Genomic DNA, 21,591 nt, shown 5'->3' with positions numbered 1-21,591 from the left:
GCCGCCATGACGCCTGAACTGGTCATCTTCGACTGCGATGGCGTGCTGGTCGACAGCGAGGCGCTCTCCGTCTCGGCGCTGCTCGGCATGATCAAGCTCGCCGGCGGCAGCCTCAGCGAGGACGACGCCTACGAACATTTCCTCGGCAAGAGCATGAAAAGCGTGCGCGAGATCCTTGGCCGCGATTTCGGCCTGGAGCTTACCGACCAGCATCTGACCGCCATGCGCGTCGACCTCATGCGCAAGTTTCGCGAGGAGCTGAGGCCCATCCCCGGCATCAGCGAGATCTTGCCGAAGCTCGGCCTGCCGTTCTGCGTCGCCTCGTCAGGTACGCTGGAACGCATCCGCTATGCGCTCGACGTCACCGGTCTGCTCAAGCTGATGGAGCCGCATCTGTTTTCCGCCGCCATGGTGGCCAAGGGAAAGCCGGCACCCGACCTTTTCCTGCACGCCGCCGCCAGCATGCGGGCGCATCCGCGCAAATGCCTCGTCATCGAGGACAGTCCGGCCGGCATAGAAGCGGCCCGCGCGGCAGGGATGCGCGTCTTTGGCTTCACCGGCGGCGCGCATGCCGGCAACCCCGGCTTGAAAGCGCGGCTTGCGTCGAGTGAACCGGACTTTATATTCGCTGACATGCTGCAATTGCCCGATCTGATTGCAGGCCTGGGAGCGAGAGTTAGAGCATCTTGACGAAACAGTTTGTTTGCGCGGTCGATGTCGGCACCGGGAGCGCTCGCGCGGGCATCCTCGACGCCAGTGGTACCTTGCTCGGCCGTGCCGATCGGCCGATAGCCATGAACCAGCCAAAGCCCGATCATGCCGAGCATGATTCGCGCGATATCTGGTCGGCTGTCTGCGCCGCCGTGCGCGCCGCGCGCGAAAAAGCCGGCGTCGCGGCGCAGGATATTGTCGGCATCTCCTTTGATGCCACCTGCTCGCTGGTGGTGCGCGACCGGCAGGGCGATCAGCTCAGCGTTTCGACGTCAGGCGACAAGCGCTGGGACACCATCGTCTGGCTCGACCACCGCGCCATCGCCGAAGCCGACGAATGCACGGCGAGCGGCCATGAGGTGCTCAACTATATTGGCGGCGTCATGTCACCGGAGATGGCGACGCCGAAGCTCATGTGGCTGAAGCGCAACCTGCGCAAGACATGGAATGAAGCCGGCTATCTATTCGACCTTGCCGATTTCCTGACCTGGCAGGCGACCGGCTCATTGGCGCGCTCGCAATGCACGCTGACTGCCAAATGGACCTATCTGGCGCATGAGGACAGTGCCTGGCAGCGCGATTTCTTCGAGATCGTCGGCCTCGACGATCTCTTCGAGCATGGCAATTTGCCGGAGCGGGCCAGTCCGGTCGGCGCCGACATCGGTCCGCTGACAGCTCAAGCCGCAGCCGATCTCGGCCTGAGCGAAAACTGCCGGGTCGGCGCCGGGGTCATTGATGCCTATGCCGGCGCGCTCGGCGTGCTCGGCGGCTTTGCCGGCGACGAGCAGGACATCGGACGGCATCTGGCGCTGATTGCCGGGACATCTAGTTGCGTCATGGCGATGTCGCCCGACCCGCAGCCTTTCGCCGGCGTCTGGGGCCCCTATTACGGCGCGGCGCTGCCGAAGCTGTGGCTGTCGGAAGGTGGCCAGTCGGCCACCGGCGCCCTGCTCGACCACATCATCCGCTGGCACGGTGCCGGCGGCGAGCCGGATGCCGCCATGCATGCAAAAATCGCCGGGCGTGTGGCCGAACTGCGTGCCGCCGAGGGCGAAGCCCTCGCCGCCCGACTGCATGTGCTGCCTGATTTTCACGGCAACCGCTCGCCGCTCGCCGACCCGCACGCCGTCGGCGTGGTCAGCGGGCTGACGCTGGATTCCTCCTTCGACAGCCTGTGCAAGCTTTACTGGCGCACCGCCGTCGGCATCGCACTCGGCGTGCGCCATGTGCTGGAGGCGCTGAACGAAAACGGCTACCTGATCGACACGCTGCACGTCACCGGTGGGCACACCAAGAACCCGCTGCTGATGGAACTCTACGCCGACGCCACCGGCTGCACGGTGGTCGAGCCGCTGGCCGACGAGGCGGTGCTGCTCGGCACCGGGATGGTCGCGGCGACCGCCGCCGGGCTTTTCCCCGACCTCAACGCCGCCTGCCTCGCCATGCAGCAAGGCGGCAAGTCGCGCACCGCCAACCCGGCCGCCGGCGCCCGCTTCGATCGCGACTACCGAATTTTCCTGGAGATGCACCGGCAGCGGCAGGCGCTCGACGCGATCCGGTAGAGCAGTTCACCGTTTCACGGAAACGGCGAGCCGCTCTACCTCTTTGTTCTGACGCAATTCCGGACGGAAAACCGTTTCACACTTTTCCTGGGATTGCTCGAGGCCTTTCCGCTATTGCTTGCGCAGGGACGCGCCCGACGTCGCGTCGAACAGATGGATGCTGTCTTCCTCGAAGGTGTAGCGGACAGGGGCGTGCAACACCGGGCATTCGCGTGCCGGAACCAGCGCACTGATCTCCTTGCCGCCGGAGGCGAATGTCACGAGCGCATCATTGCCGTGGAATTCGATGAGATCGGCCGTGCCTTGCAATATGCCGGCAGTGCCGGCATCGGCGGTTTTCAAGTCGGGAGGCCGGATGCCGAGCACGGCGCGGTCGCCATGCTGGAGATGAAATGCCGAGCCGCCTATGGAAAGGACCGTTCCGGCTCCGGTCAACGTCCAGCCATTGCCTGAGCGGCCGACCGTCACCTCGATGAAATTCATGTTGGGCGTGCCGATGAAGCCGGCGACGAACATGTTGCCGGGCCGCCGGTAGATTTCGGCCGGCGAGCCGACCTGCTCGATGACGCCCTCCTTGAGCAGTACGATGCGGTCGGCGAGCGTCATCGCCTCCAACTGGTCATGGGTGACGTAGACGGTGGTGGTCTTCAGCGACTGGTGCAGGCGCGCGATCTCGACGCGCATGTGGTTGCGCAGCTTGGCGTCGAGATTGGACAGCGGCTCGTCGAACAGGAACACTTTTGGCGTCTTGATCATGGCGCGGGCAATCGCCACGCGCTGCTGCTGGCCACCGGAAAGCTCGGCCGGCTTGCGGCCGAGATAGGGCTCCAGGCCGAGCGTCCTCGACACCGCTTCGACCCGCTTGCGGATTTCGGCCGCCGGCACCTTCTGCCGCCGCAGCCCGAAGGCGATGTTGTCGAAGATCGTCATGTGCGGATAGAGCGCATAGTTCTGGAACACCATGGCGATGCCGCGATCGCCCGGATCGAGATCGTTGACCACCTTGCCGCCGATGGAGACCTCGCCGCCGCTGATATCCTCCAGCCCCGCCAGCATGCGCAGCAAGGTCGACTTGCCGCAACCGGACGGGCCGAGAAAGACGACGAACTCGTGCTCTTCTATCGAGAGGTTGAGGTCGCGGATGACCGATGTGGCGCCATAAGCTTTATCGACATGGGAGCAGGTGATCGCGGACATGGTCAGCCCTTCTCGCCGGTGAGCAGGATCTGCAGCTTGACGTCTTGCGGGTTGCCTTGGGCGGCTCGCTCGAAGGCCTTGATGCTGTCGGCGAAATCATAGGTGCCGGTGATCAGCGGCTTGAGGTCGACCTTGCCGGAGGCGATCAATTGCAGGGCGCGGTCGAAGATGTTTGCGTAGCGGAACACCGTCTCGATGCGCACCTCTTTCGAGATCGCCGCCGGCACGTTGAGGGCCACCGGCTCCACCGGCAGCCCGACCAGCACCACCGCGCCGCCCGGCCGCACGACATCGAACAGATCGGCGAAGGCCTTGGGGCTGCCGCTGGCCTCGAAGACGATGTCGGCGCCCCAATTGTCGGTCGCGGCAGCGACGGCGTCGACCAGCGACTGCTCGCCGATGTTGACGGGCATGATGCCGGCATATTGCGCGGCGATCTTCAGCTTGGGCGCGGAAAAATCGGAAATCAGCACTTTCGAACAGCCGCCGGCAAGGGCTGCAAGCGCGATCATGATGCCGATCGGGCCACAGCCGACAACGACGGCGACATCGCCAGGAACGATGCGGGCACGGCTTGCCGCCTGCATGCCGACGGCAAAGGGCTCGACCATCGCGCCCTCGGCGAAGGAGACATTGTCCGGCAGCTTGTAGGTGAAGGCGGCGGGGTGAACCGCGTACGGCGCGAGCACGCCATGCACCGGCGGCGTCGCCCAGAAGGAGACATCAGGGTCGACATTGTAGATGCCGAGCTTGGTCGCGCGCGACGACAGGTTCGGCACGCCCGGCTCCATGCAGACGCGGTCGCCGACCTTGAACGTCGAGACATTGGCGCCGGTCTCGACAATTGTCCCGGCGGCTTCGTGGCCGAGCACCATCGGCGCGCGCACGACATAGCTGCCGATGGCGCCATGCGTGTAATAGTGCACATCGCTGCCGCAGACGCCGACCGTGTGGATGGCGATTTTGACATCGTCCGGCCCGACATCGAGTGGCAGGGCGATTTCGCGCATCGATAGTTCGCCTTTTTTCTCAAGCACCAGTGCCCGCATTGGGAAATCCTCGCATCAAGTCTTTTTTTGCCGGAAAACGGAATTCAGGAAGCCGCTCAGCACGCCGAGGAACAGCAGCGGCGGCAGCGACAGCAGTACGACCGAGGCATTCAGGATCCCCCAGGGCACATTCATGCCTTGCTGGGAGAGTTCGGAAGCGACGATCGGCAAGGTCTTGGCGTTCGAACTCGACAGCATCAGCGCGATCAGGAATTCGTTCCAAACCAGCACGAAGCTGAAGGCGACCGCCCCGGCCAGGGAGCGGGCGGCCACGGGCAGCGCGATGCGCCAGAACACCGAATAGGCGCCGTAGCCGTCGACGAAGGCGGCTTCCTCGATTTCCTTCGGCACCCCCTGGAAGGCGGGGATGGCGAGCCACATAATCACCGAGATGGTGAGCAGCGAATAGGTGATGATCAGCGCCGGCAAAGTATCGTAGAGGCCGACCTGCAGCCAGATCACCATCAGCGGGATGGCCACCGCCACCGGCGGCAGGAACCGCAGCGACAGGACGAAGAACTGGATGTCGCCGGCCCACCGGTTGGGATAGCGCGCCACCGCGTAAGCCGCGGGCAGGCCGAGCACGACACCGATCAGCACGGCCGAGCCACAGGCGACGACCGAGTTGTAGAGCCCGGTGAGCACGCTGTCGCGGCCGATAATATAGCTGATGTTGGCCAATGTCGGCGTGAACACCAGGCGTGGTACGCGGGTGATGATGTCGACATTGTTCTTCAACGCATTGAGTGCCGTCCACAGCAGCGGGAACACGGCCATGAAGCCTGCAAAGGCCAGCACGATCCGGCCGATCAATCTACCGGGCCTCATGCCTGCACCCGCTTCCACAGCATGGTGAAGGTTATGACCGTAGCGATCATCATCAGCACCGCCATGGCCGAGGCGTAGGAGACCTTGCCGGACTCGATGAAGCCTTGCGAGAAGGCATACATGTCGAGCGTCTCGGTGGCGACGCCGGGGCCGCCTCGGGTCATGACATAGATCAGGTCGAAGGAGCGCAGCGATTCGATCATCTTGACGAACATCAGGCTGATCAACGGCGCCTTCAGCATCGGCAAGGTGACATAGGCGTGGATCTGCCAGCGTTTGGCGTGGTCGAGCCGAGCCGCCTCTATCGGCTGCGGCGGCAAGGTTTCGAGCAGCTTCAGCACGATGACGGCGAAGAACAGCCCCCACTGCCAGACGTCGACCGACGCGACGGCGAACAAGGCCGTTCCCGGCTTCGACAACGGATCGAAGATCAGCCCGCCGGTGAGCAAGCGGTAGGGATAGGTGGCGATGCCGTAGAGCGGATGGTAGGCGAACTTCCAGACGAAGGCTGCCGAGACGCGGGGCAAAAGCACCGGAATGATGAACAGCAGGCAGTAGAGGTTACGCAAGCGCGGGCCGGCGACCTCGAACATCAGCACGCCGAGCCCGACCGCCACCACCATGGTCGCCACCACGGTGACGATCTCCCATTTCACCGACACCCAGACGGCGTTGAGGAAGCGGCGGTCGGAGAACAGATCGAAAAAGTTCGAAAACCAGACCCAGGAATAGGCCGTCGCGCTCAACTCGCGATTCTGCAAGGCGATGACGATCGCGTAGAGCGTAGGCACCATCGACAGGACAAGCAGGATGGCAAGGGTCGGCACGACAAAGGTGACCGGCAAGGAAGAGCGTCGAGGCATCTGTCTATCCCTGGCTGCGTCTCGAACGGTTGAACATGTCTGAGCTCTCTCATGCGATGTCGGGCCTGAGCGGCGATGGCGATAACGGGACCCGCGGCGCACAGGTCCCGACATTCGCTGGAATGCCGTGGACCGCGCGCCGCGGGGGGAGGATAGGCTATTTCTTCACCAGATCGTTGGCATAGGCCTCGAGCTCGTTGAGGCCGCCCTTGATGTCGGTGCGGGTGCCGGTGACCAGTTCCTCGAGGATGATGCCCCAGCGGTCGCCGAGATCGGGCCAGCGCGGATCCTGCCAGAAGTTCACCGCCGTGACCTTGCCGGTTTCGGCCAGCGCCTGGCCGAGATCGGCGCCATAGATATCGGCGAATTCCTTGCTGGACAGGATGCTGGTGCGGTTCAGCTCGCCGAACTGGTGGGCGTCGAGCCGGCGCTTCTCGTTTTCCTTCGACGTCGCCCAGGCGATGAACAGGCCGGCGCATTTCTTCGAGGCGTCGTCGGCATTGGCCTTCGCCGCAATGGCGAGGCCATGGCCGTAGCCGCCGCCGGGCAGCGGCGAAGGCGGCGGCAGGAAGCCGATCTTGCCGACCACCTGCGAGGTCTTCGGATCGACCGCCATGCCCGAAAGCGGGGTGGATTCGACGAGGATGGCGACCTGGCCCGACAGGAAGGCGCCGGTCGATTCATCCCAGCTGCCGGTCTGCGTACCGGGGGCCGAATCCTTGAACAGCTTGAGGTAGGTTTCGGTCGCCTTGACGGCGGCCTCGGAGTTGAAAGCCGGCTTGTCGCCATCGAACCACTTGCCGCCATAGGCCTTGAAGAACGGCATCCAGCGCCAGACGTTGGCGCCCGAACCGCGCGCGCCGCGCAGCGCGATGCCGTACATGCCCTTGTCGGCATTGGTCAGCTTCGGCACGTCGGCGATCAGCTCGTCCAGCGTCTTCGGCGGCTGGATGCCGGCGGCCTCCAGCACGTCCTTGCGGTAGACCATCAGGTCGCCGCCGCCGGTGAGTGGCGCGAACCAGACCTTGCCGTCATAGGTCGCAACCTTCTGGCGGCCGGGATCGAAGTCTGCATAGTCATAGTCAGCCGGATAATAATCGGTCAGCGGCACGATCCATTTCGACGAGGCGAACAAAGCGACATTGGCTTCGTCGACATAATAGACGTTGTAATTGCCGACGGTGGACGCATCGGCGCGCGATTTCGCCCGGCGGTCGTTCTCGTTCAGATAGTCGATCTGGAAGCTGGCGCCGGAGAGCTTCTGGAACTCGGCCTTGGAGTCCTCCAGAAGCGTCAGGCCATCGCGTGGCTGCGCCAGCACCTTGACCGGTGCCGAGCAGACCGGCGCCTGCGCCAATGCGATGGTGGAAACGGTAGCGGAAAGCATAAAAGCTGCGCCAAGGCTGGCAGCAAGCCGAATTGGTTTCATTGGTTTTTCTCCTCCAGGAACACTCGCAGGAAGCGGAAGTCCTCGGACTATGCGACCCTCACCGTCATCCGAACGACCTGCCACCCATCGCCAAAATGAGCAGTTCAATCGGGCCAAGCTAGAAGCCCCGTTGCAGCAAACCTGTACTTTTATGCATTGTGCAGCGCAAAATGCCGCGACCGGCGGTGGCTTGCGTCACACAAGTATCGATCCTGCCTAAGCCGTTGATTTCAGGGCGTGCTTATGCGCGCAGCGTCAGCCTCTGCCGCGACAGCTTGCGGTAGGAGGACGGCGTCATCTTGTGCTTGCGCAGGAAGGCCCGGTTGAAGTTTGAGATGTTCATGTAGCCGACCTGGAAACAGATGTCGGTGATCGGGACATCGGTGTCGGCAAGCAGCTTGCAGGCCTGCCAGAGTCGGAGCTTGGCGAGATGGTCGCTGAAGGAATTGCCGGTGTTCTTCTGGAAGAAGCGCGAGAATGTGCTCTCCGTCATTCCGGCGAGTTCGGCCATGTCGGGCAGCTTCAGATCCTCGGCAAAATGCTGGAACAGATAGGTCAGCGTGCGCTGGATGATGTCGAGGGAGGCGGCATCGAGAACGGGCGAGAAATCCGGCGACGACAAGAGCTGGTATTCTTCGGTCCTGGCCAGCAGGCCGACCAGTTCGAGGAACAGGCAGAGGCGGGCGAGCCCATGCACCGTTCCCATCCGCTCCATCAGGTCGGCGCCTTCCAGCGCCGTGCTTCCGTGAAAGACCATGCCGCGCAGCGACCGCTCCAGGAACGGCTCCAGTTCGCGCAGTTCCGGCAGCAGGCCGGCCGAGCCAAGCAGCCGCTGCGCATCGAATTGCAGGACGATGTCGCGGCCTTCGATCAGCTCGCCCGGCTGCACCGCCGTCACCCAGTCATGCGGCAACCCGCCGCCGACAATGGTCAGGTAGCCCGGGCCGAATTCGCCAATATGATCGCCGACCAGCACGACGCCGGAGGATTTCCTCAGCAGATGGATCTCGTGTTCCGGATGAAAATTCCAGACATTGCGTTCCCAGGGATAGTCGTCGAGGCGCCACAGGAAACTGTCGCTGGCTTCGGTGACGATGTGTTCGAAGGCCGGCATCGTGCGCGGGATCGCGGCCGTGTTTTTTCGCTGTCTGAACGCCATCCACTCCTCCCAGCGGGTTCGCTGGTTGCCGATCTCCAAGGCAATCCGTATCAGCCCGCGGCCGGCAAGGGAACGCGGCGACGGCGCTCCTAGAACGGGCTGGATCAATCGCTGGCCGAGCCTCCTCCCTTGCCATCGTGTCGCATTTCGTTCAATAGACGACGCAAACGGCGCCATTTTGCGCCGTTGTTGTACGGCTTCCGGGCGTGGTCCCGATGCGCCGTGTTCTGAAAGAGCAGGACAATGTCTGCGATCGAAGCCGGCGCGCGCGCGCCGGAAAATCTTTGGCGTCAGGAAATCAGGGCGACGCTGGCGCTGGCCTGGCCGATGGTGCTGACCAATCTCGGCCAGACCGCGATGACGGCCACCGACGTCATGATGATGGGCCGGCTCGGGCCGGACACGCTGGCCAGCGGCGCGCTTGGCGCCAACCTCTACTTCATGCCGCTGATCTTCGGCCTCGGCCTGATGCTGGCGACCTCGCCGATGATCGCCACCGAACTCGGACGCCGCCGTCATTCCGTGCGCGATCTGCGTCGCACCGTGCGCCAGGGCCTGTGGCTGGCGATCCTGATCTCGATCCCGATCTGGCTCGTGCTGTGGCATGGCGAGGCCATTTTGCTGGCCATGGGCCAGGAGCCCGCGCTGGCGCACCAGGCCGGCGTCTATCTGCGCTGGCTCGAATGGGCGGTGCTGCCCTTTTATGGCTATATCGTGCTGCGCTCGTTCATCTCGGCGCTGGAGCGGCCGGGCTGGGCCCTGATCATCGTGTTCGTCGCGGTCGCTTTCAACGTTTTCGCCAACTGGGTGTTCATGTTCGGCAATCTCGGTGTCCCAGCCATGGGCATCGCCGGCTCGGGCCTTGCCACCTCGCTGTCCAGCACGCTGATGTTCCTAGGCATGGCCGCCGTGGTGATGCTGGAGAAGAAGTTCCGGCGCTACAGCCTGTTCGGCCGCTTCTGGCGGTCCGACTGGCCACGCTTCAAGGGCTTGCTGCGGCTCGGCCTGCCGATCGCCGGCATCCTCGCTTTCGAAGTGACGATCTTCAACGCGGCGGCGCTGCTGATGGGCCTGATCGACGCGGATTCGCTGGCCGCGCATGCGATCGCCATCCAGATCGCCTCGATCTCGTTCATGGTGCCGCTCGGCCTCAACCAGGCGGTGACGGTGCGCGTCGGGCTGGCGCATGGCGCCGGCAATCCGGAAGGCGTGTCGCGCGCCGGCTGGACAGCCTTCGTCCTCGGCGTTTCGTTCATGGCGCTGATGGGGCTGGTGATGATCCTGTGGCCGCATCTCCTGATCAGCGCCTTCATCGATCTCACCAATCCGGCCAATGCCAGGGTGATCGCGCTGGCCGTGTCGTTCCTGGTCTTTGCAGCACTTTTCCAGATCTTCGACGGCGCGCAGGCGGTTGCCGCCGGCATGCTGCGCGGCCTGCACGACACCAAGGTGCCGATGATCTATGCCGCGATTGGCTATTGGGGCGTCGGCCTGCCGCTCGGCGTGCTGCTCGCCTTCCATTTCGGCTTCCACGGCGTCGGCATCTGGATGGGCCTGTCGATAGGGCTGGCCGTGGTGGCGGCTTTGCTTCTCGCGCGCTGGCTGCGGCGGGATAAAATCGCGCCGTCGCTGGCGTTTGGGCATTGAAGGCAAAAGGGGGGCGCCGGTGCGGCGGCAGTGAACATCTCGAGAGGGGCCGCAAGCAGATCGTCGGCTTTTGGCAGGTAGCTTGAAAAGCAGCCGTTCCAAGGAACGGCGGACGCCGAATTTCGTATTGAAAAGCCTAAGGTTTCGGATCTCTTTTTTGAGACAGCTGTTGTGTGGCTCATTCTCGGGATCGCCGCCGGCTTACCGATGGCAATCTCCGGCGACCACGGTGCCTTTCCGGCGCATGCCCATATAAATCTTCTCGGATGGGTCACAAGCGCCATCTTCGGCGGCTACTACGCCTTTAGCCCGGCAAAAGGCAGCGCGGAAAGTCGTGATGATCCACTACGGCCTTTATAACATCGGCCTCGTGGTTATGTTGCCTGCCTTGTATCTAATGCTGCAGAGAGGCAATACCGCGATTGAGCCGATCGTCGCCGTAGGCTCGCTAATCGTGGCGGCCACAGTTCTGCTTTTCGCCTTCGTGGTTTTCTCAAGTGCAAGCGTACTTTCGGCGTCTTCGCCATCGCGAGCGACGCGTTGACCAGCAGAACTCCTTCTACGAGAGCGCCCCGTGCGGGGGGGGCTTTGAGAGTTGGCAACAACTACATCGTGAGCGTCTTCGAGAAGACGCATTGGCGACTTGTCGTTCATCACTTTCTTCGATGATTGAAAGCCAGCAAGCGCCGTTGGCGGGGGCAGCGTGGGCCATGCAGTGGTGAGTCGCCCGATCGCTCGGCCCTCCGTATCGGCACTCGGGGACTTCTTATCGTGACGCGAGCTTTTGTTACGGACAGCGACTTTGGTTTGGATGCAGGCAAGCTTTTCTCCCTGGCCCTCTCCAGGTCCAATTTCTCTCTTGCCCTTTCGAGTTCCAGGAGATCGATGTATGAGGCGTCAAAGGCCTCTATATTCTTGCGCTCCTTGCTCCGCAGATGGAAATACGACAGCGCAAACGCCAGTATCATGATTGTGGTGATCGCACCCGTTATGTGCTGGCTGTCGGCAAGCAAACAAAAAACAGCAACCGCTCCGCCAGCTATAGCCGCCCCGGTGACACTTGCCCGGAAAGGATCATATGTAGGCGGCGGGGCAACCGAGTCTGCCCGTCGCCGGGCCTCGAAGCTAATGCGCGAAGCTTCCAATCCGACACCTCCCGGTATCAAGGATATTTTAGCACCCTCTAATTAAATGAGGAACCACTCAGGCCATCGTCCAAAAGGCTGTGTTTCGGCAACCCTAGCGGTCGAGCGCATGTGTTCTGCGATGACGCTCACGTCTCGTTCTCTTTGACGACCGAGTTCCGGGCTCGCGCCGACCGCCTCTGTCCCACAACGGATCAAGTGTGCTTGGCACCGTAATTGCAGTGTTCGCTTACGAAAGCGGGACACCTCTACGATGACGCCAAGCACCTCTCTAATCGGCTGTAACCGCTGCAAGGTACCCGTTTGCAGCGTTAGTCTTCCGAGCGGTCCCGAACTCTTCTCTTGCCCCATCTGCAAGGTTTCGGACACGAAAGAGAATGTCATGCTTGAACTTGGTCAGCGCACTGCGGACGCTCTTTCGCGTGCGCTCAACCGACCTGTTGCGCCGAGGGTGTATCGCTTCGCCCTTCTCCCCGGGCGGTGAGCTTGAAGACGGAGCATTAGTACTCAGCCGGAGTTAATGCTGTCGGCGGTCGTCATCCCTCATTTCGTTCCGCCACAGATCGCGCTCAAGGCTAGATCGACCCGATGCTGCCGCGACTAGGACGGCGGGCTTCTTAATTGCTTGCAACAAATTCTAGAGCCGTGGCAGTTCCGCCTCGGACTCTGTGTTGGTGCCAGACGCTTCGGCATAAGCCCCACTGATCGACCTTCTGAGCGCAGTTTGGGCAGTTAGAAATAGCCCCTCGTCTCGAATGAGGTCGCCGCTACACCTTTTGCTACCTTCCTTCGTTCATAGGGGTGTGTTCATGTTATATTAGCGATATCGTATATATCGGCAGATCGGCGCCGCACCCGCCTCGCCGGTTAGGCCCAGCGGTTAAGTTCGCCAGCCCCCTGACAACCAAGCCGCTGGGCCACTGCTTTAAATCTCTGGCTTGAACGTCGGCTTCGATCGCGCCTGCGCAGCTGACCAACTCCAAGTTGCATGCCGAACTTACTGTTTGTTGAGCAGATTAGCGCACCATCATATGCGGACATGATAAGTAGCTCGTACATGGCTAAAGCCCCGGCGATTCACCCTGCGACGGGGCTTTTTTGCGTGCTTATGTCATGGCGCAGCAGGCAAAGGGCTATTCGCGCCTTGAACGCTTCGGCTCAGTGTCCCGCCGCGCGCTTTTCGAGCGAACGGGCGTATTGCGTCAGCGGGAAACACATGAGGAAGAAGATCAGCGCCACCAGGCCGTAGACCTTGAACGGTTCGAAGGTGGCGTTGTTGATGGCGTTGGAGGTTCGCACCAGCTCTTCGAAGCCGATGATCGAGGTCAGCGCCGTCGATTTGATCAGCTGCACCAGGAAGCCGACCGTCGGTGCGCGGGTGATCGAGAATGCCTGCGGCAGGATGATCAGCCTGAGCTCCTGCAGATAGTGGAGGCCAAGGCTGGCGCCGGCATCCCATTGGCCAAGCGGCAGCGCATCGACGCCGGAGCGCCAGATCTCGGCGAGATAGGCACTGGCGAAGAAGGTGAGGCCGAGCACCGCCGCGGTCCAGGGCTCGATGCGCAGGCCGAGCATCGGCAGGCCGAAGAACATCAGGAACAGCTGCATGAGGAGCGGCGTCCCCTGGAACAGAGCGATGTAGCCGGAGGCAAGGCGCCGGCTCCACTTGTGCTTCGATATCCTCAGGAACAGCACCGCCATGCCGACCAGCCCACCGCCGACAAAGGCAGCCAGCGACAAAAGCACTGTCCAGCGCGTGGCCAGCAGAAGGTTGCGCACGATGTCCCAAAGGGTGAACTCGATCATGACACGCCAGCCCCGAGCGCGCGGCGCCCGCCGGTGACCAGCAAGCGGCGCAACGCCATCGACATGGCGAGGTAGACCAGCGTCACGACGAAATAGGTCTCGAAGGACCGGAAGGTGCGCGCCTGCAGCATGTCGGCCTCATAGGTCAGCTCGCGCACCGCGATCTGCGACACGACGGCCGATTCCAGCATCATGATGACGATCTGGCTGGTCAGCGCCGGATAGATGATCTTGAGCGCCTGCGGCAGCACGATCTTGATGAACACCTGGCGGGGCCTAAGCCCCAGAGCCAGGGCTGCTTCCGTCTGCCCGCCCGGCACGGCATCCAGTCCGGCGCCGACGATCTCGATCGTATAGGCCGCCATGTTGAGCGTCATCGCCAGCATGGCGGCCAGGATCGGGTCGAGTCGGATGCCGAGGCTGGGCAGGCCGAAGAAGATGAAGAACAGCTGCACCAGGAACGGTGTGTTGCGCATCACCTCGACATAGCAGGCGATGGCCCGCTTGAGCAGCGCGGGGCCGTTTCGCCGTCCGGCGGCGCCGAGGATGCTGAGCAGCGTCCCCGCCAAAGTGGTCACGGCGATCAGCAAGATCGTCGTGGCCGCCCCGTGCGCGATGTCGCCGACGGCGCCTGGAAGCCAGCCGAAGGCCATGGAAACTCAATCCTTGAGGTTGTCGGGATTGAGCGGCGTCTTCAGCCAGGCTTTCGAGCTTTCGTCCAGCTTGCCGTCGGCCAGCATCTTGGCGATGGCGTCGTTGACCGCCTTCTTGAGGGCGTCCTCGTTCTTGTTGAGGCCGATATGCGAGGGCGAGGTCAGCAGCTGGAATTTCTGCTCCGGCTTCAAGGCATCCTGCTTGGCCAGCACCTGGGCGCCGACATCGTTGCCGACGACCATCAGCTGGGTCTGGCCGGAGATGAAGGCCTGGATCACCGAATTGTAGTTGTCGAAGCGCTTGATGTCGGCCGAAGCGGGCGCGGCCTCGGTCAGCGAGGTGTCCTCGAGCGTGCCACGATTGACGGCGATCGACTTGTCGGCAAGGTCTTCCTTGCCTTTCACCGTCATCGCCGCCGGACCAATCACCGCGATGTAGTAAGGCGCGTAGGCGGCGGCGAAATCGATGACCTGCTCGCGCTCCTTCGAGTAGCCGACGCTCATCAATATGTCGACGCGATGGTCGTTGAGATAGGGGATGCGGTTCTGGCCGGTGACGGCGACCGGGTTGAGCTTCACCTTGAGCGTGTCGGCGATGTATTGCGCGACATCCATGTCGTAGCCCTTGAGGCTCATATCGGCGCTGGCCGAGGAGAAGGGCGGGAAGTCGGCGAAGACGCCGACATTGATGGTGCCGGCCTTGGTGATGTCGGCAAGCGCGTCGGCCCTGGCGGCCTGCGTGGCGAGGCCGAGGCCAGCGGCTCCCAGCACCAGTATAGCGGCGATCGACGATTTCAGTGTCGAGTGGATTGTCATTGTCATTCCCCTTCTGGAAGCTTTTGATTGTCTGGGCAGGCCGCCGGCTCCAGAGCGGCGGCCGGCTTTTCCGTCTTGGATGTCAGGCGCCCTTGCCTGTGATTGCCGGGCTGAAAACCATCAGGCTCAGTATCTCGAACAGCACCTGGGCGCCGGCATGGGCGGTGTTGGTGGTCGCGTCGTATTGCGGCGCCACCTCGACGACGTCGCCGCCGACAATATTGATTCCCTTGAGGCCGCGCAGCAGCTCGAGCACTTCGCGCGTCGTCAGGCCTCCGACTTCCGGCGTGCCGGTGCCCGGTGCAAAGGCTGGGTCGACGCTGTCGATGTCGAAGGAGACATAGGTCGGGCCGTCGCCGACGATCTTTCGCGCCTTCTCGATGATGGCGGGAATGCCAAGACCGGTCACCTCCTCGGCGTGCACCACGGTCATTCCCGACTCGTAGGTGAACTCCCACAGATATTCGGCCGAGCCTCGGATGCCGATCTGGATGGTGCGGGTCGGGTCGAGCACGCCGTCGAGCACCGCGTTGCGGAACGGTCCGCCATGGTGGAACTTGGTCATGTCGAACAGCCCGCTGGTGTCGCAATGGGCGTCGATGTGGATGAGGCCGACCGGCGCCTTCTTGCCGACCGCCTTCAGGATCGGATGGCTGATCGAGTGATCGCCGCCGACAGAGAGGGGAAGCACGCCGGCATCGACGATCTGGTTGGTGCGGCGCTCGATGTCCTCATGGCTGGTCTCCAGCCGGTAGCGGCTGCGGAACGGCGTGTCGCCGATGTCGGCCACGCGAAGCTCATGTGTCGGCGCGCATTCCAGCACGTGGTTGTAGGGACCGATGCGCTCGATGGCCCGCAGGGCTCTGGGCCCGAAGCGCGAGCCCGGCCGGTTGGTGACGCCAAGGTCCATCGGCACGCCGATGATCGCCACCTGCAGGTCACCGAAATCAGGGTTCTCCGCCGCGATTTCGCGGTAGGGCGCGGCGAGGAAGGTCGGGATGCCGGCATAGGGGGCGAGCCGTGTGCCCGACTTGGAAAAGATCTTGTCGGCAACCTTGCGGAATTTCGGGTCGAACATCTCGCCGCCATGGCTCTCGCCATATTTGCGACGCAACGCGTCGAGCTTGCCGCGATCATACCCCATACAAGTTCCTCCTCGATTGCCGCTGCCTGACCACCGGAGGCCCAGGCGAACTGACCGTCGTCCGGCCGGGTCGCTTGTCCCGCTGGCTGCCTGCAGATTTCACGTCTGACGTGGTTCCAGGCCGAAGTGTCCGGCAGCCGCATTGAAAAATCAATTGATATTGTTAGGGTGTTTCCTGTGAGAAAATCTCACAAAGAAGCCGAGCATCCATGGTCAAGCGCCTGCCACCCCTGAACCCGCTGCGCGCCTTCGAGGCGACGGCTCGCCATGGCTCGCTGACCAAGGCGGCAAGTGAGCTGAATGTCACGCATGGCGCCGTCAGCCACCAGATCAAGGCACTAGAGCAGTCGCTCGGCGTAAGGCTGTTTGAACGATCGGGCCAGCGGGTCAAACTGACACCGCATGGCGCCGAGCTCTTGCCGGCGGTATCGACGGCTTTCGACGGCATCGCCGCAGCCACGCAACGGCTGACACGACCGGCAAGCAGCGGCGCGCTTTCGGTGTCCTGCGTGCCGGCATTGCTGCTTTTGTGGATGACGCCGAGGCTCGGCAGTTTCACCGCGCAATATCCCGACATCCAGCTGACGCTCATCCCTTCCAACGACCCGCGGGACATCAGGGCGCCGCATATCGATGTCTGCGTGCACTATGGCAATGGCGGGTGGGCCGATTGCTGGATGCGAAAATGGTCGGGGCTGGAGCTGTTTCCCGTGGTCAGCCCGAGCTTGATCAACAACCGGCCGATCCGCAGCGTCAGGGACCTTGCCGACCATGTCTTCCTGCATGGCGACGATGGCCGCGAATGGCACACCTGGCTGGCGGCCGCCGACGCGCTGGACCTCGAAAGGGGGCGCCGCCATCATCTGGGCGACGCGCGCATGGCGACCGAGGCAGCGGTACACGGCCATGGCGTGGCGCTCGGCGATTCCGTGACGGCAAGCGCACTGCTGGCCAGGGGCATGCTGATCGCGCCGTTCAGCCTGTCAGTGCCGGCGGTCGACGAGTTCTACATCGTCTGCCGCAACGAAATGCGCACGACGCCCATCGTGCAGGTGTTCATCGACTGGCTGTTCGCCGAGAAGGCCGGAGATGACGGTCGCGCCGATGCACCGGTCGCCGGCCGTATCATCAGCCGCCGCAAGCGTCCGCAACTCAAGGTCATCGGCGCAAAGACCACCGGCTGAGGCCGGCTGTTCACAGCCACACGCAGGCCGCTCTTTTTGTCGGGCCAGCCTGAAAGCGGGCAGCGTTTCGGCCAATTCGATGCTATGAGGCCTGTCGCGGTTGTGGATGGCAGGCAGCGAAGGCGGTGTTGAAACATGGCTAAGACCGATATTGCGCGGCGCGTCTACAACCACACCTGGAAGCTAGACCCGATCGTGCGCAGCCTGCTCGACACCGATTTCTACAAGCTTTTGATGCTGCAGATGATCTGGGGCATGTATCCCAAGGTCGACACCACCTTCACCCTGATCAACCGCACCACTTCGGTGCGGTTGGCGGACGAGATCGATGAGGGCGACCTGCGCGAACAGCTCGACCATGCGCGCACGCTGCGCTTCTCCAAGAAGGAAATGATCTGGCTCGGCGGCAACAATTTCTATGGCCGCAAGCAGATCTTCGAACCGGAGTTCCTCGCCTGGCTGGAGAATTTCCGGCTGCCCGCATACGAGCTCTGCAGGCGCGATGGCCAGTACGAGCTCACCTTCAGCGGTCCGTGGATGTATACCACGCTGTGGGAGATTCCAGCGCTCGCCATCATCAACGAACTGCGCTCACGCGCCGCCATGCGCGCCTTCGGCCCCTTCGCGCTCGACGTTCTCTATGCCCGCGCCAAGGCCAAGATGTGGGCCAAGACCGAGCGGCTGAAGGCGCTGCCCGGCATCCGCATTTCCGACTTCGGCACGCGCCGGCGGCATTCCTTCCTGTGGCAGCGCTGGTGCGTCGAGGCGCTGAAGGAAGGCATCGGCGAGGCTTTCACCGGTACCTCCAACGTGCTTTTGGCCATGGACAACGACCTCGAAGCGCTCGGCACCAATGCGCATGAGCTGCCTATGGTGTTTGCCGCGCTCGCGAATTCGGAGAAGGAGCTGAAACAGTCGCCCTACAAGGTGCTGCAGGACTGGCAACGCTATTATGGCGGCAATCTCTTGATCGTGCTGCCCGATGCCTTCGGCACCGCCTCCTTCCTGCGCGACGCGCCGGACTGGGTGGCCGACTGGACCGGCTTTCGCCCAGACAGCGCGCCGCCGATCGAAGGCGGCGAGAAGATCATTTCCTGGTGGCGCGAGAAGGGCAAGGATCCCAAGCAGAAACTGCTGATCTTCTCCGACGGGCTCGAAGTGGAAACGATCGAGGAGACCTACCGCCACTTCAAGGGCAAGGTGCGCATGTCCTTCGGCTGGGGCACCAATCTGACCAACGACTTCGAAGGCTGCGCGCCGATCGAAACCAACAGCTTGGACGCCATATCGCTGGTCTGCAAGGTCACCGAGGCCAATGGCAGGCCTGCGGTGAAGCTCTCCGACAACCCTGCCAAGGCGACGGGGGACGAGAAAGAGATCGAGCGCTATATCAGGATTTTTGGCCAGAAGGACCGCGTGGAGCAACTGGTCAAGGTGTGAGGTGAGCGCTGCTTCAGGCATCGCCAGACGAGGCCGCAAAGTTGGATAGGCAGAGTTCCTTCGCCGTAGGGCGCTACCATCCGCTGTTGGCCTTGTTGCTTGTCGTACTACTTATCGCCCCCACTCCCGCCTTCGCCCATGCGTCCGACCGCGGCCACGTCCTGCTTCTCCCGACCGGCTATTATCTCGTCGGCGGCGCTTTCGCCGTGGCGATCAGCTTCCTCGTGCTGGCGCTGCTGCCGGCGGATGCGCTTGAGCGTTTCTGGCGGCGGCGCCAGCCACTTTTCACCTTGGGCGACAGCGCACGCACCGGCGTCGGCCTGATATCCTTTGCCGGCTTTGCAATTCTCGTTGCCGCCGGCTTTATCGGCAGCCGCGACCCGCTCTCCAACCCCTTGCCGCTGGTGGTCTGGACGCTGCTGTGGGCCGGCCTCACGCTGCTGCAAGGCGTCTTCGGCGACCTCTGGTCGTGGCTCAACCCGTGGTTTGGACCGTGGCGACTGGTCTCGCGGCTGCTCGGCACAAACGATGAGGGATCATGGCGCCTGCCCCGATGGCTCGGCTGCTGGCCGGCTGTCGTCCTGTTCCTCGCCTTTGCCTGGTTCGAGCTGATCGATCCGGCGCCTGACGACCCGGCACGACTGGCATGGAGTGCCGGCCTCTACTGGCTGTTCACTTTTATCGCCATGCTGATGTTCGGCTATCGCGGCTGGAACCGCCGCGGCGAGTTCCTGACGATCTTCTTTTCGATGGTGGCGCGTTTCGCACCGGTCGAGCGCGACGCAGGCGGCCGGCTTGGGCTGTGCTGGCCGGGCGCCAAGCTGCTCGCCGCCGAACCTTTGCCGCCCGGCGGCATCGCCTTCCTGCTCCTGGCCCTGTCGTCGGTCTCCTTCGACGGCCTGTCGAAAACCTTCTTCTGGCTTGGCCTGTTCGGCATCAATCCGCTCGAATTCCCGGGCCGCACGGCATTGATCGGCAGCGGCAGTTTCGGGCTGGTGCTGACCTTCGCCCTGCTGTCGGCGGTGTTCCTTTTCGCCGTCTTCCTCGGCCAGCGCCTCGCCGGCGGCGGTAGGCCGTTCGTCCAGGACGCCGGCCTGCTGGTGTGGTCGATCGTGCCGATCGCGCTCGCCTATCATGTCGCGCATTATCTGACGGCGCTGCTGGTCGACGGCCAATACGCGCTTGCGGCGCTGTCCGACCCGTTCGCGCTGGGCTGGAACCTGTTCGGCACCGCCGACATGCCAATCGAGGCCGGCATCGTCGCGGGCGCGGAGTCGGCCTGGTGGCTGTGGAACATCCAGGCCGGCGCCATCATCCTTGGCCATGTGCTCGCCGTCCTCGTCGCCCACGGTTTCGCCGGAGGGTTGCACCCGCAGCCCGCCCGCGCCGCGCTCAGCCAGTTTCCGCTCACCCTGCTGATGATCGCCTACACGGTCTTCGGTCTCTGGCTGCTCGCGACGCCGACGGTCGGCTGAGGCATTTGCGCTGGAAAATAAACCGGGATTCCCCTAGGGAACCGGCATTGCCGTGTCCGGACTTTGATGATTTAGTTTGTACACATGCAATTTTTCGACTTCCGGACATGAGCGGACTTTGCGCTCCTAACGCTGAACAAGGGGAACGGCATCATGGACAAGAACAAGACCTTCAATCTTTCGAAAACCGGTCTCACCCGCCGCACGGCGCTGAAGGGCCTGGCCGCCGGCGCTGGCCTCGCCATGGCGCCCGGCTTCGTCCGCTACTCCCAGGCGCAGAGCTCGGCGCCGATCAAGATCGGCTTCCAGTCGCACCGCACCGGCATCGGCGCCGCCTATGGCCGCTGGTACGAAAAGACCACCGCGGCGGCGGTCAAGGCGATCAACGCCGCCGGCGGCATCAATGGCCGTCAGGTCGAGGTGATCATCGAGGATGACGGCACCGATCCGGGCCGTGGCGCCGAAGTGGTCGGCAAATTCGCCACCCAGCACAAGACCGACATCGTCTTCGGCACGCTCTTCTCGCACGTCGTCATCGGCTCGGCGCCCGCCGCCGGCGAAAACAAGATGCCCTATTTCGTCGTCAGCGAAGGCCATCACGTCGCTTCGACCAAGCTCAACCGTTATGTCTTCCAGCCCGGCATCACCGACGTGAAGAGCCAGATCCAGTCGATGGCGCCGTGGATCGCGGCCAATGCCGGCAAGAAGGTGACACAGATCTTCCCGGATTTCGCCTTCGGCTACGATCATCGCGACTACCTGCCGCCGGCACTGAAGGCGCAGGGCGCCGAGGTCATCGCGCAAATCGCCATCCCGCCGACGGAATCGTCCTTCACCAAATATTTCCCGCAGATCCCGGCCGAGACCGAGGTGATCTACCACGTCATGGTCGGTCCCGCGGTGCTCACCTTCGTCAAGGAACTCGGCGAGTTCTACGGCTCCAACCGGCCGCAGCTGTTCGGCTTCATGGATTCGCTGGAGGCCGTCGACATCAACAGCCCGGGGCTGGAATTCCTCGACGGCAGCCATTTCTGGGAAGGCTCGCCGCGCTACGCGCAGGCCGATGACAGCGCCGCGCAGAAAGCCTATCGCGCCGCCGTCGGCATCGACGACAATGGCGCGGCCGTCGGCGATCCAAAGGATGTCTCCACCGCGTCGCACATGTTCGGCTGTTGGGAGACCCTCTATGTCGTCAAGAAGGCGATGGAAGACGCCGGCTACAAGGGACCGGAAGACCGGGCCAAGCTGGTCGAGGCGACCGAGGCGCTGACGGCCTTCGCCGAAGGCCCGGAGCATCCGCAGGGGCCGAAAACCTTCAACGGCAAGATCCACCAGTGTTTCGGCATCCAGAACATCTCCAAGGTCGAAGGCGGCAAGCTGAAGGTCGTGCACAAGACCAAGATCGAGGACGGGCTCTACGAAGCCGAGGGGGACTACACGAAGCAGGCGCTGTAGGCTTGGCTCCTTAAGCCCGGTGCCCTTG

General features: G+C 63.1%; 17 protein-coding genes and 1 pseudogene. 8 read left to right on the top strand and 10 right to left on the bottom strand.

What is annotated here, in order from left to right; genetic code table 11:
• Positions 1-6: 6 nt before the first annotated feature.
• The gene (locus tag A3AU_RS0111555; protein WP_027052959.1) at positions 7-690 is read left to right on the top strand and encodes an HAD family hydrolase; all 684 of its coding nucleotides are present in this window, start codon (positions 7-9) and stop codon (positions 688-690) included.
• Entirely contained in the window at positions 687-2,273 is a 1,587-nt protein-coding gene (locus tag A3AU_RS0111550) for an FGGY-family carbohydrate kinase (RefSeq protein ID WP_027052958.1), read from the top strand. The genes A3AU_RS0111555 and A3AU_RS0111550 overlap by 4 nt, the downstream gene beginning before the upstream one ends.
• 111 nt (positions 2,274-2,384) lie before the next feature.
• On the opposite strand, the gene A3AU_RS0111545 is transcribed toward A3AU_RS0111550, so the two are convergent.
• From A3AU_RS0111545 to A3AU_RS0111520, 6 genes are all read right to left on the bottom strand, one after another.
• Entirely contained in the window at positions 2,385-3,470 is a 1,086-nt protein-coding gene (locus A3AU_RS0111545) for an ABC transporter ATP-binding protein (RefSeq protein ID WP_027052957.1), read from the bottom strand.
• 2 nt (positions 3,471-3,472) lie between these two features.
• A complete protein-coding gene (locus A3AU_RS0111540) occupies positions 3,473-4,519 on the bottom strand; it encodes an NAD(P)-dependent alcohol dehydrogenase (RefSeq protein WP_027052956.1) in 1,047 nt (348 codons plus the stop codon).
• Between the two features lie 15 nt (positions 4,520-4,534).
• Positions 4,535-5,347 carry a carbohydrate ABC transporter permease gene (locus A3AU_RS0111535; protein WP_027052955.1) on the bottom strand — a complete coding sequence of 271 codons (813 nt, stop codon included), beginning with the start codon at positions 5,345-5,347 and terminating at the stop codon, positions 4,535-4,537.
• The gene (locus A3AU_RS0111530; protein ID WP_027052954.1) at positions 5,344-6,210 is read right to left on the bottom strand and encodes a carbohydrate ABC transporter permease; all 867 of its coding nucleotides are present in this window, start codon (positions 6,208-6,210) and stop codon (positions 5,344-5,346) included. Before A3AU_RS0111530 ends, A3AU_RS0111535 begins: the two co-directional genes overlap by 4 nt.
• Before the next feature lie 157 nt (positions 6,211-6,367).
• The gene (locus tag A3AU_RS0111525; protein WP_032917194.1) at positions 6,368-7,639 is read right to left on the bottom strand and encodes an ABC transporter substrate-binding protein; all 1,272 of its coding nucleotides are present in this window, start codon (positions 7,637-7,639) and stop codon (positions 6,368-6,370) included.
• A gap of 241 nt (positions 7,640-7,880) precedes the next feature.
• Positions 7,881-8,798 carry a helix-turn-helix domain-containing protein gene (locus A3AU_RS0111520; RefSeq protein ID WP_027052952.1) on the bottom strand — a complete coding sequence of 306 codons (918 nt, stop codon included), beginning with the start codon at positions 8,796-8,798 and terminating at the stop codon, positions 7,881-7,883.
• A 243-nt stretch (positions 8,799-9,041) separates the two neighbouring features.
• Here A3AU_RS0111520 and A3AU_RS0111515 point away from each other — a divergent pair, with 243 nt between their 5' ends.
• The gene (locus A3AU_RS0111515) at positions 9,042-10,445 is read left to right on the top strand and encodes an MATE family efflux transporter (RefSeq protein ID WP_027052951.1); all 1,404 of its coding nucleotides are present in this window, start codon (positions 9,042-9,044) and stop codon (positions 10,443-10,445) included.
• Positions 10,446-10,571: 126 nt separating this feature from the next.
• Positions 10,572-10,989 (top strand): annotated as a pseudogene (locus A3AU_RS1000000136825) (hypothetical protein).
• A gap of 1,759 nt (positions 10,990-12,748) precedes the next feature.
• Here A3AU_RS1000000136825 and A3AU_RS0111505 read toward each other — a convergent pair.
• From A3AU_RS0111505 to speB, 4 genes are all read right to left on the bottom strand, one after another.
• A complete protein-coding gene (locus A3AU_RS0111505; protein WP_027052950.1) occupies positions 12,749-13,396 on the bottom strand; it encodes an amino acid ABC transporter permease in 648 nt (215 codons plus the stop codon).
• On the bottom strand, positions 13,393-14,049 hold the full coding sequence (locus A3AU_RS0111500; RefSeq protein ID WP_027052949.1) for an amino acid ABC transporter permease: 657 nt from the start codon (positions 14,047-14,049) through the stop codon (positions 13,393-13,395). Before A3AU_RS0111500 ends, A3AU_RS0111505 begins: the two co-directional genes overlap by 4 nt.
• A 6-nt stretch (positions 14,050-14,055) precedes the next feature.
• On the bottom strand, positions 14,056-14,865 hold the full coding sequence (locus A3AU_RS0111495) for a transporter substrate-binding domain-containing protein (protein WP_027052948.1): 810 nt from the start codon (positions 14,863-14,865) through the stop codon (positions 14,056-14,058).
• 82 nt (positions 14,866-14,947) lie between these two features.
• Positions 14,948-16,009, bottom strand: a complete 1,062-nt coding sequence (gene speB / locus A3AU_RS0111490; RefSeq protein ID WP_027052947.1) for an agmatinase — start codon at positions 16,007-16,009, stop codon at positions 14,948-14,950.
• Between the two features lie 209 nt (positions 16,010-16,218).
• Here speB and gcvA point away from each other — a divergent pair, with 209 nt between their 5' ends.
• From gcvA to A3AU_RS0111470, 4 genes are all read left to right on the top strand, one after another.
• A complete protein-coding gene (gene gcvA, locus A3AU_RS0111485; RefSeq protein WP_027052946.1) occupies positions 16,219-17,193 on the top strand; it encodes a transcriptional regulator GcvA in 975 nt (324 codons plus the stop codon).
• Between the two features lie 135 nt (positions 17,194-17,328).
• Positions 17,329-18,633 carry a nicotinate phosphoribosyltransferase gene (gene pncB, locus A3AU_RS0111480; protein ID WP_027052945.1) on the top strand — a complete coding sequence of 435 codons (1,305 nt, stop codon included), beginning with the start codon at positions 17,329-17,331 and terminating at the stop codon, positions 18,631-18,633.
• Positions 18,634-18,674: 41 nt separating this feature from the next.
• Complete coding sequence (locus tag A3AU_RS0111475; RefSeq protein WP_051355340.1) at positions 18,675-20,108, top strand: hypothetical protein; 1,434 nt, start codon at positions 18,675-18,677, stop codon at positions 20,106-20,108.
• Positions 20,109-20,258: 150 nt separating this feature from the next.
• Positions 20,259-21,563 (top strand): ABC transporter substrate-binding protein, encoded by a 1,305-nt coding sequence (locus A3AU_RS0111470; protein ID WP_027052943.1) that lies wholly within the window; start codon positions 20,259-20,261, stop codon positions 21,561-21,563.
• Positions 21,564-21,591 lie beyond the last annotated feature (28 nt).

The sequence above is a fragment of the Mesorhizobium erdmanii USDA 3471 genome (assembly GCF_000472705.1).
Lineage (GTDB): Bacteria > Pseudomonadota > Alphaproteobacteria > Rhizobiales > Rhizobiaceae > Mesorhizobium > Mesorhizobium erdmanii.
This window is presented reverse-complemented; position numbering and strand designations above follow the sequence as displayed.

Bases quoted from the DNA above. Each gene is read 5' to 3' on its own strand.
- A3AU_RS0111535 (WP_027052955.1), bottom strand. From the start codon at position 5,347: ATGAGGCCCGGTAGATTGATCGGCCGGATCGTGCTGGCCTTTGCAGGC.
- speB (WP_027052947.1), bottom strand. From the start codon at position 16,009: ATGGGGTATGATCGCGGCAAGCTCGACGCGTTGCGTCGCAAATATGGC.
- A3AU_RS0111530 (WP_027052954.1), bottom strand. From the start codon at position 6,210: ATGCCTCGACGCTCTTCCTTGCCGGTCACCTTTGTCGTGCCGACCCTT.
- A3AU_RS0111545 (WP_027052957.1), bottom strand. From the start codon at position 3,470: ATGTCCGCGATCACCTGCTCCCATGTCGATAAAGCTTATGGCGCCACA.
- A3AU_RS0111505 (WP_027052950.1), bottom strand. From the start codon at position 13,396: ATGATCGAGTTCACCCTTTGGGACATCGTGCGCAACCTTCTGCTGGCC.
- gcvA (WP_027052946.1), top strand. From the start codon at position 16,219: ATGGTCAAGCGCCTGCCACCCCTGAACCCGCTGCGCGCCTTCGAGGCG.
- A3AU_RS0111500 (WP_027052949.1), bottom strand. From the start codon at position 14,049: ATGGCCTTCGGCTGGCTTCCAGGCGCCGTCGGCGACATCGCGCACGGG.
- A3AU_RS0111540 (WP_027052956.1), bottom strand. From the start codon at position 4,519: ATGCGGGCACTGGTGCTTGAGAAAAAAGGCGAACTATCGATGCGCGAA.
- A3AU_RS0111515 (WP_027052951.1), top strand. From the start codon at position 9,042: ATGTCTGCGATCGAAGCCGGCGCGCGCGCGCCGGAAAATCTTTGGCGT.
- pncB (WP_027052945.1), top strand. From the start codon at position 17,329: ATGGCTAAGACCGATATTGCGCGGCGCGTCTACAACCACACCTGGAAG.
- A3AU_RS0111495 (WP_027052948.1), bottom strand. From the start codon at position 14,865: ATGACAATCCACTCGACACTGAAATCGTCGATCGCCGCTATACTGGTG.
- A3AU_RS0111555 (WP_027052959.1), top strand. From the start codon at position 7: ATGACGCCTGAACTGGTCATCTTCGACTGCGATGGCGTGCTGGTCGAC.
- A3AU_RS0111520 (WP_027052952.1), bottom strand. From the start codon at position 8,798: ATGGCGTTCAGACAGCGAAAAAACACGGCCGCGATCCCGCGCACGATG.
- A3AU_RS0111525 (WP_032917194.1), bottom strand. From the start codon at position 7,639: ATGAAACCAATTCGGCTTGCTGCCAGCCTTGGCGCAGCTTTTATGCTT.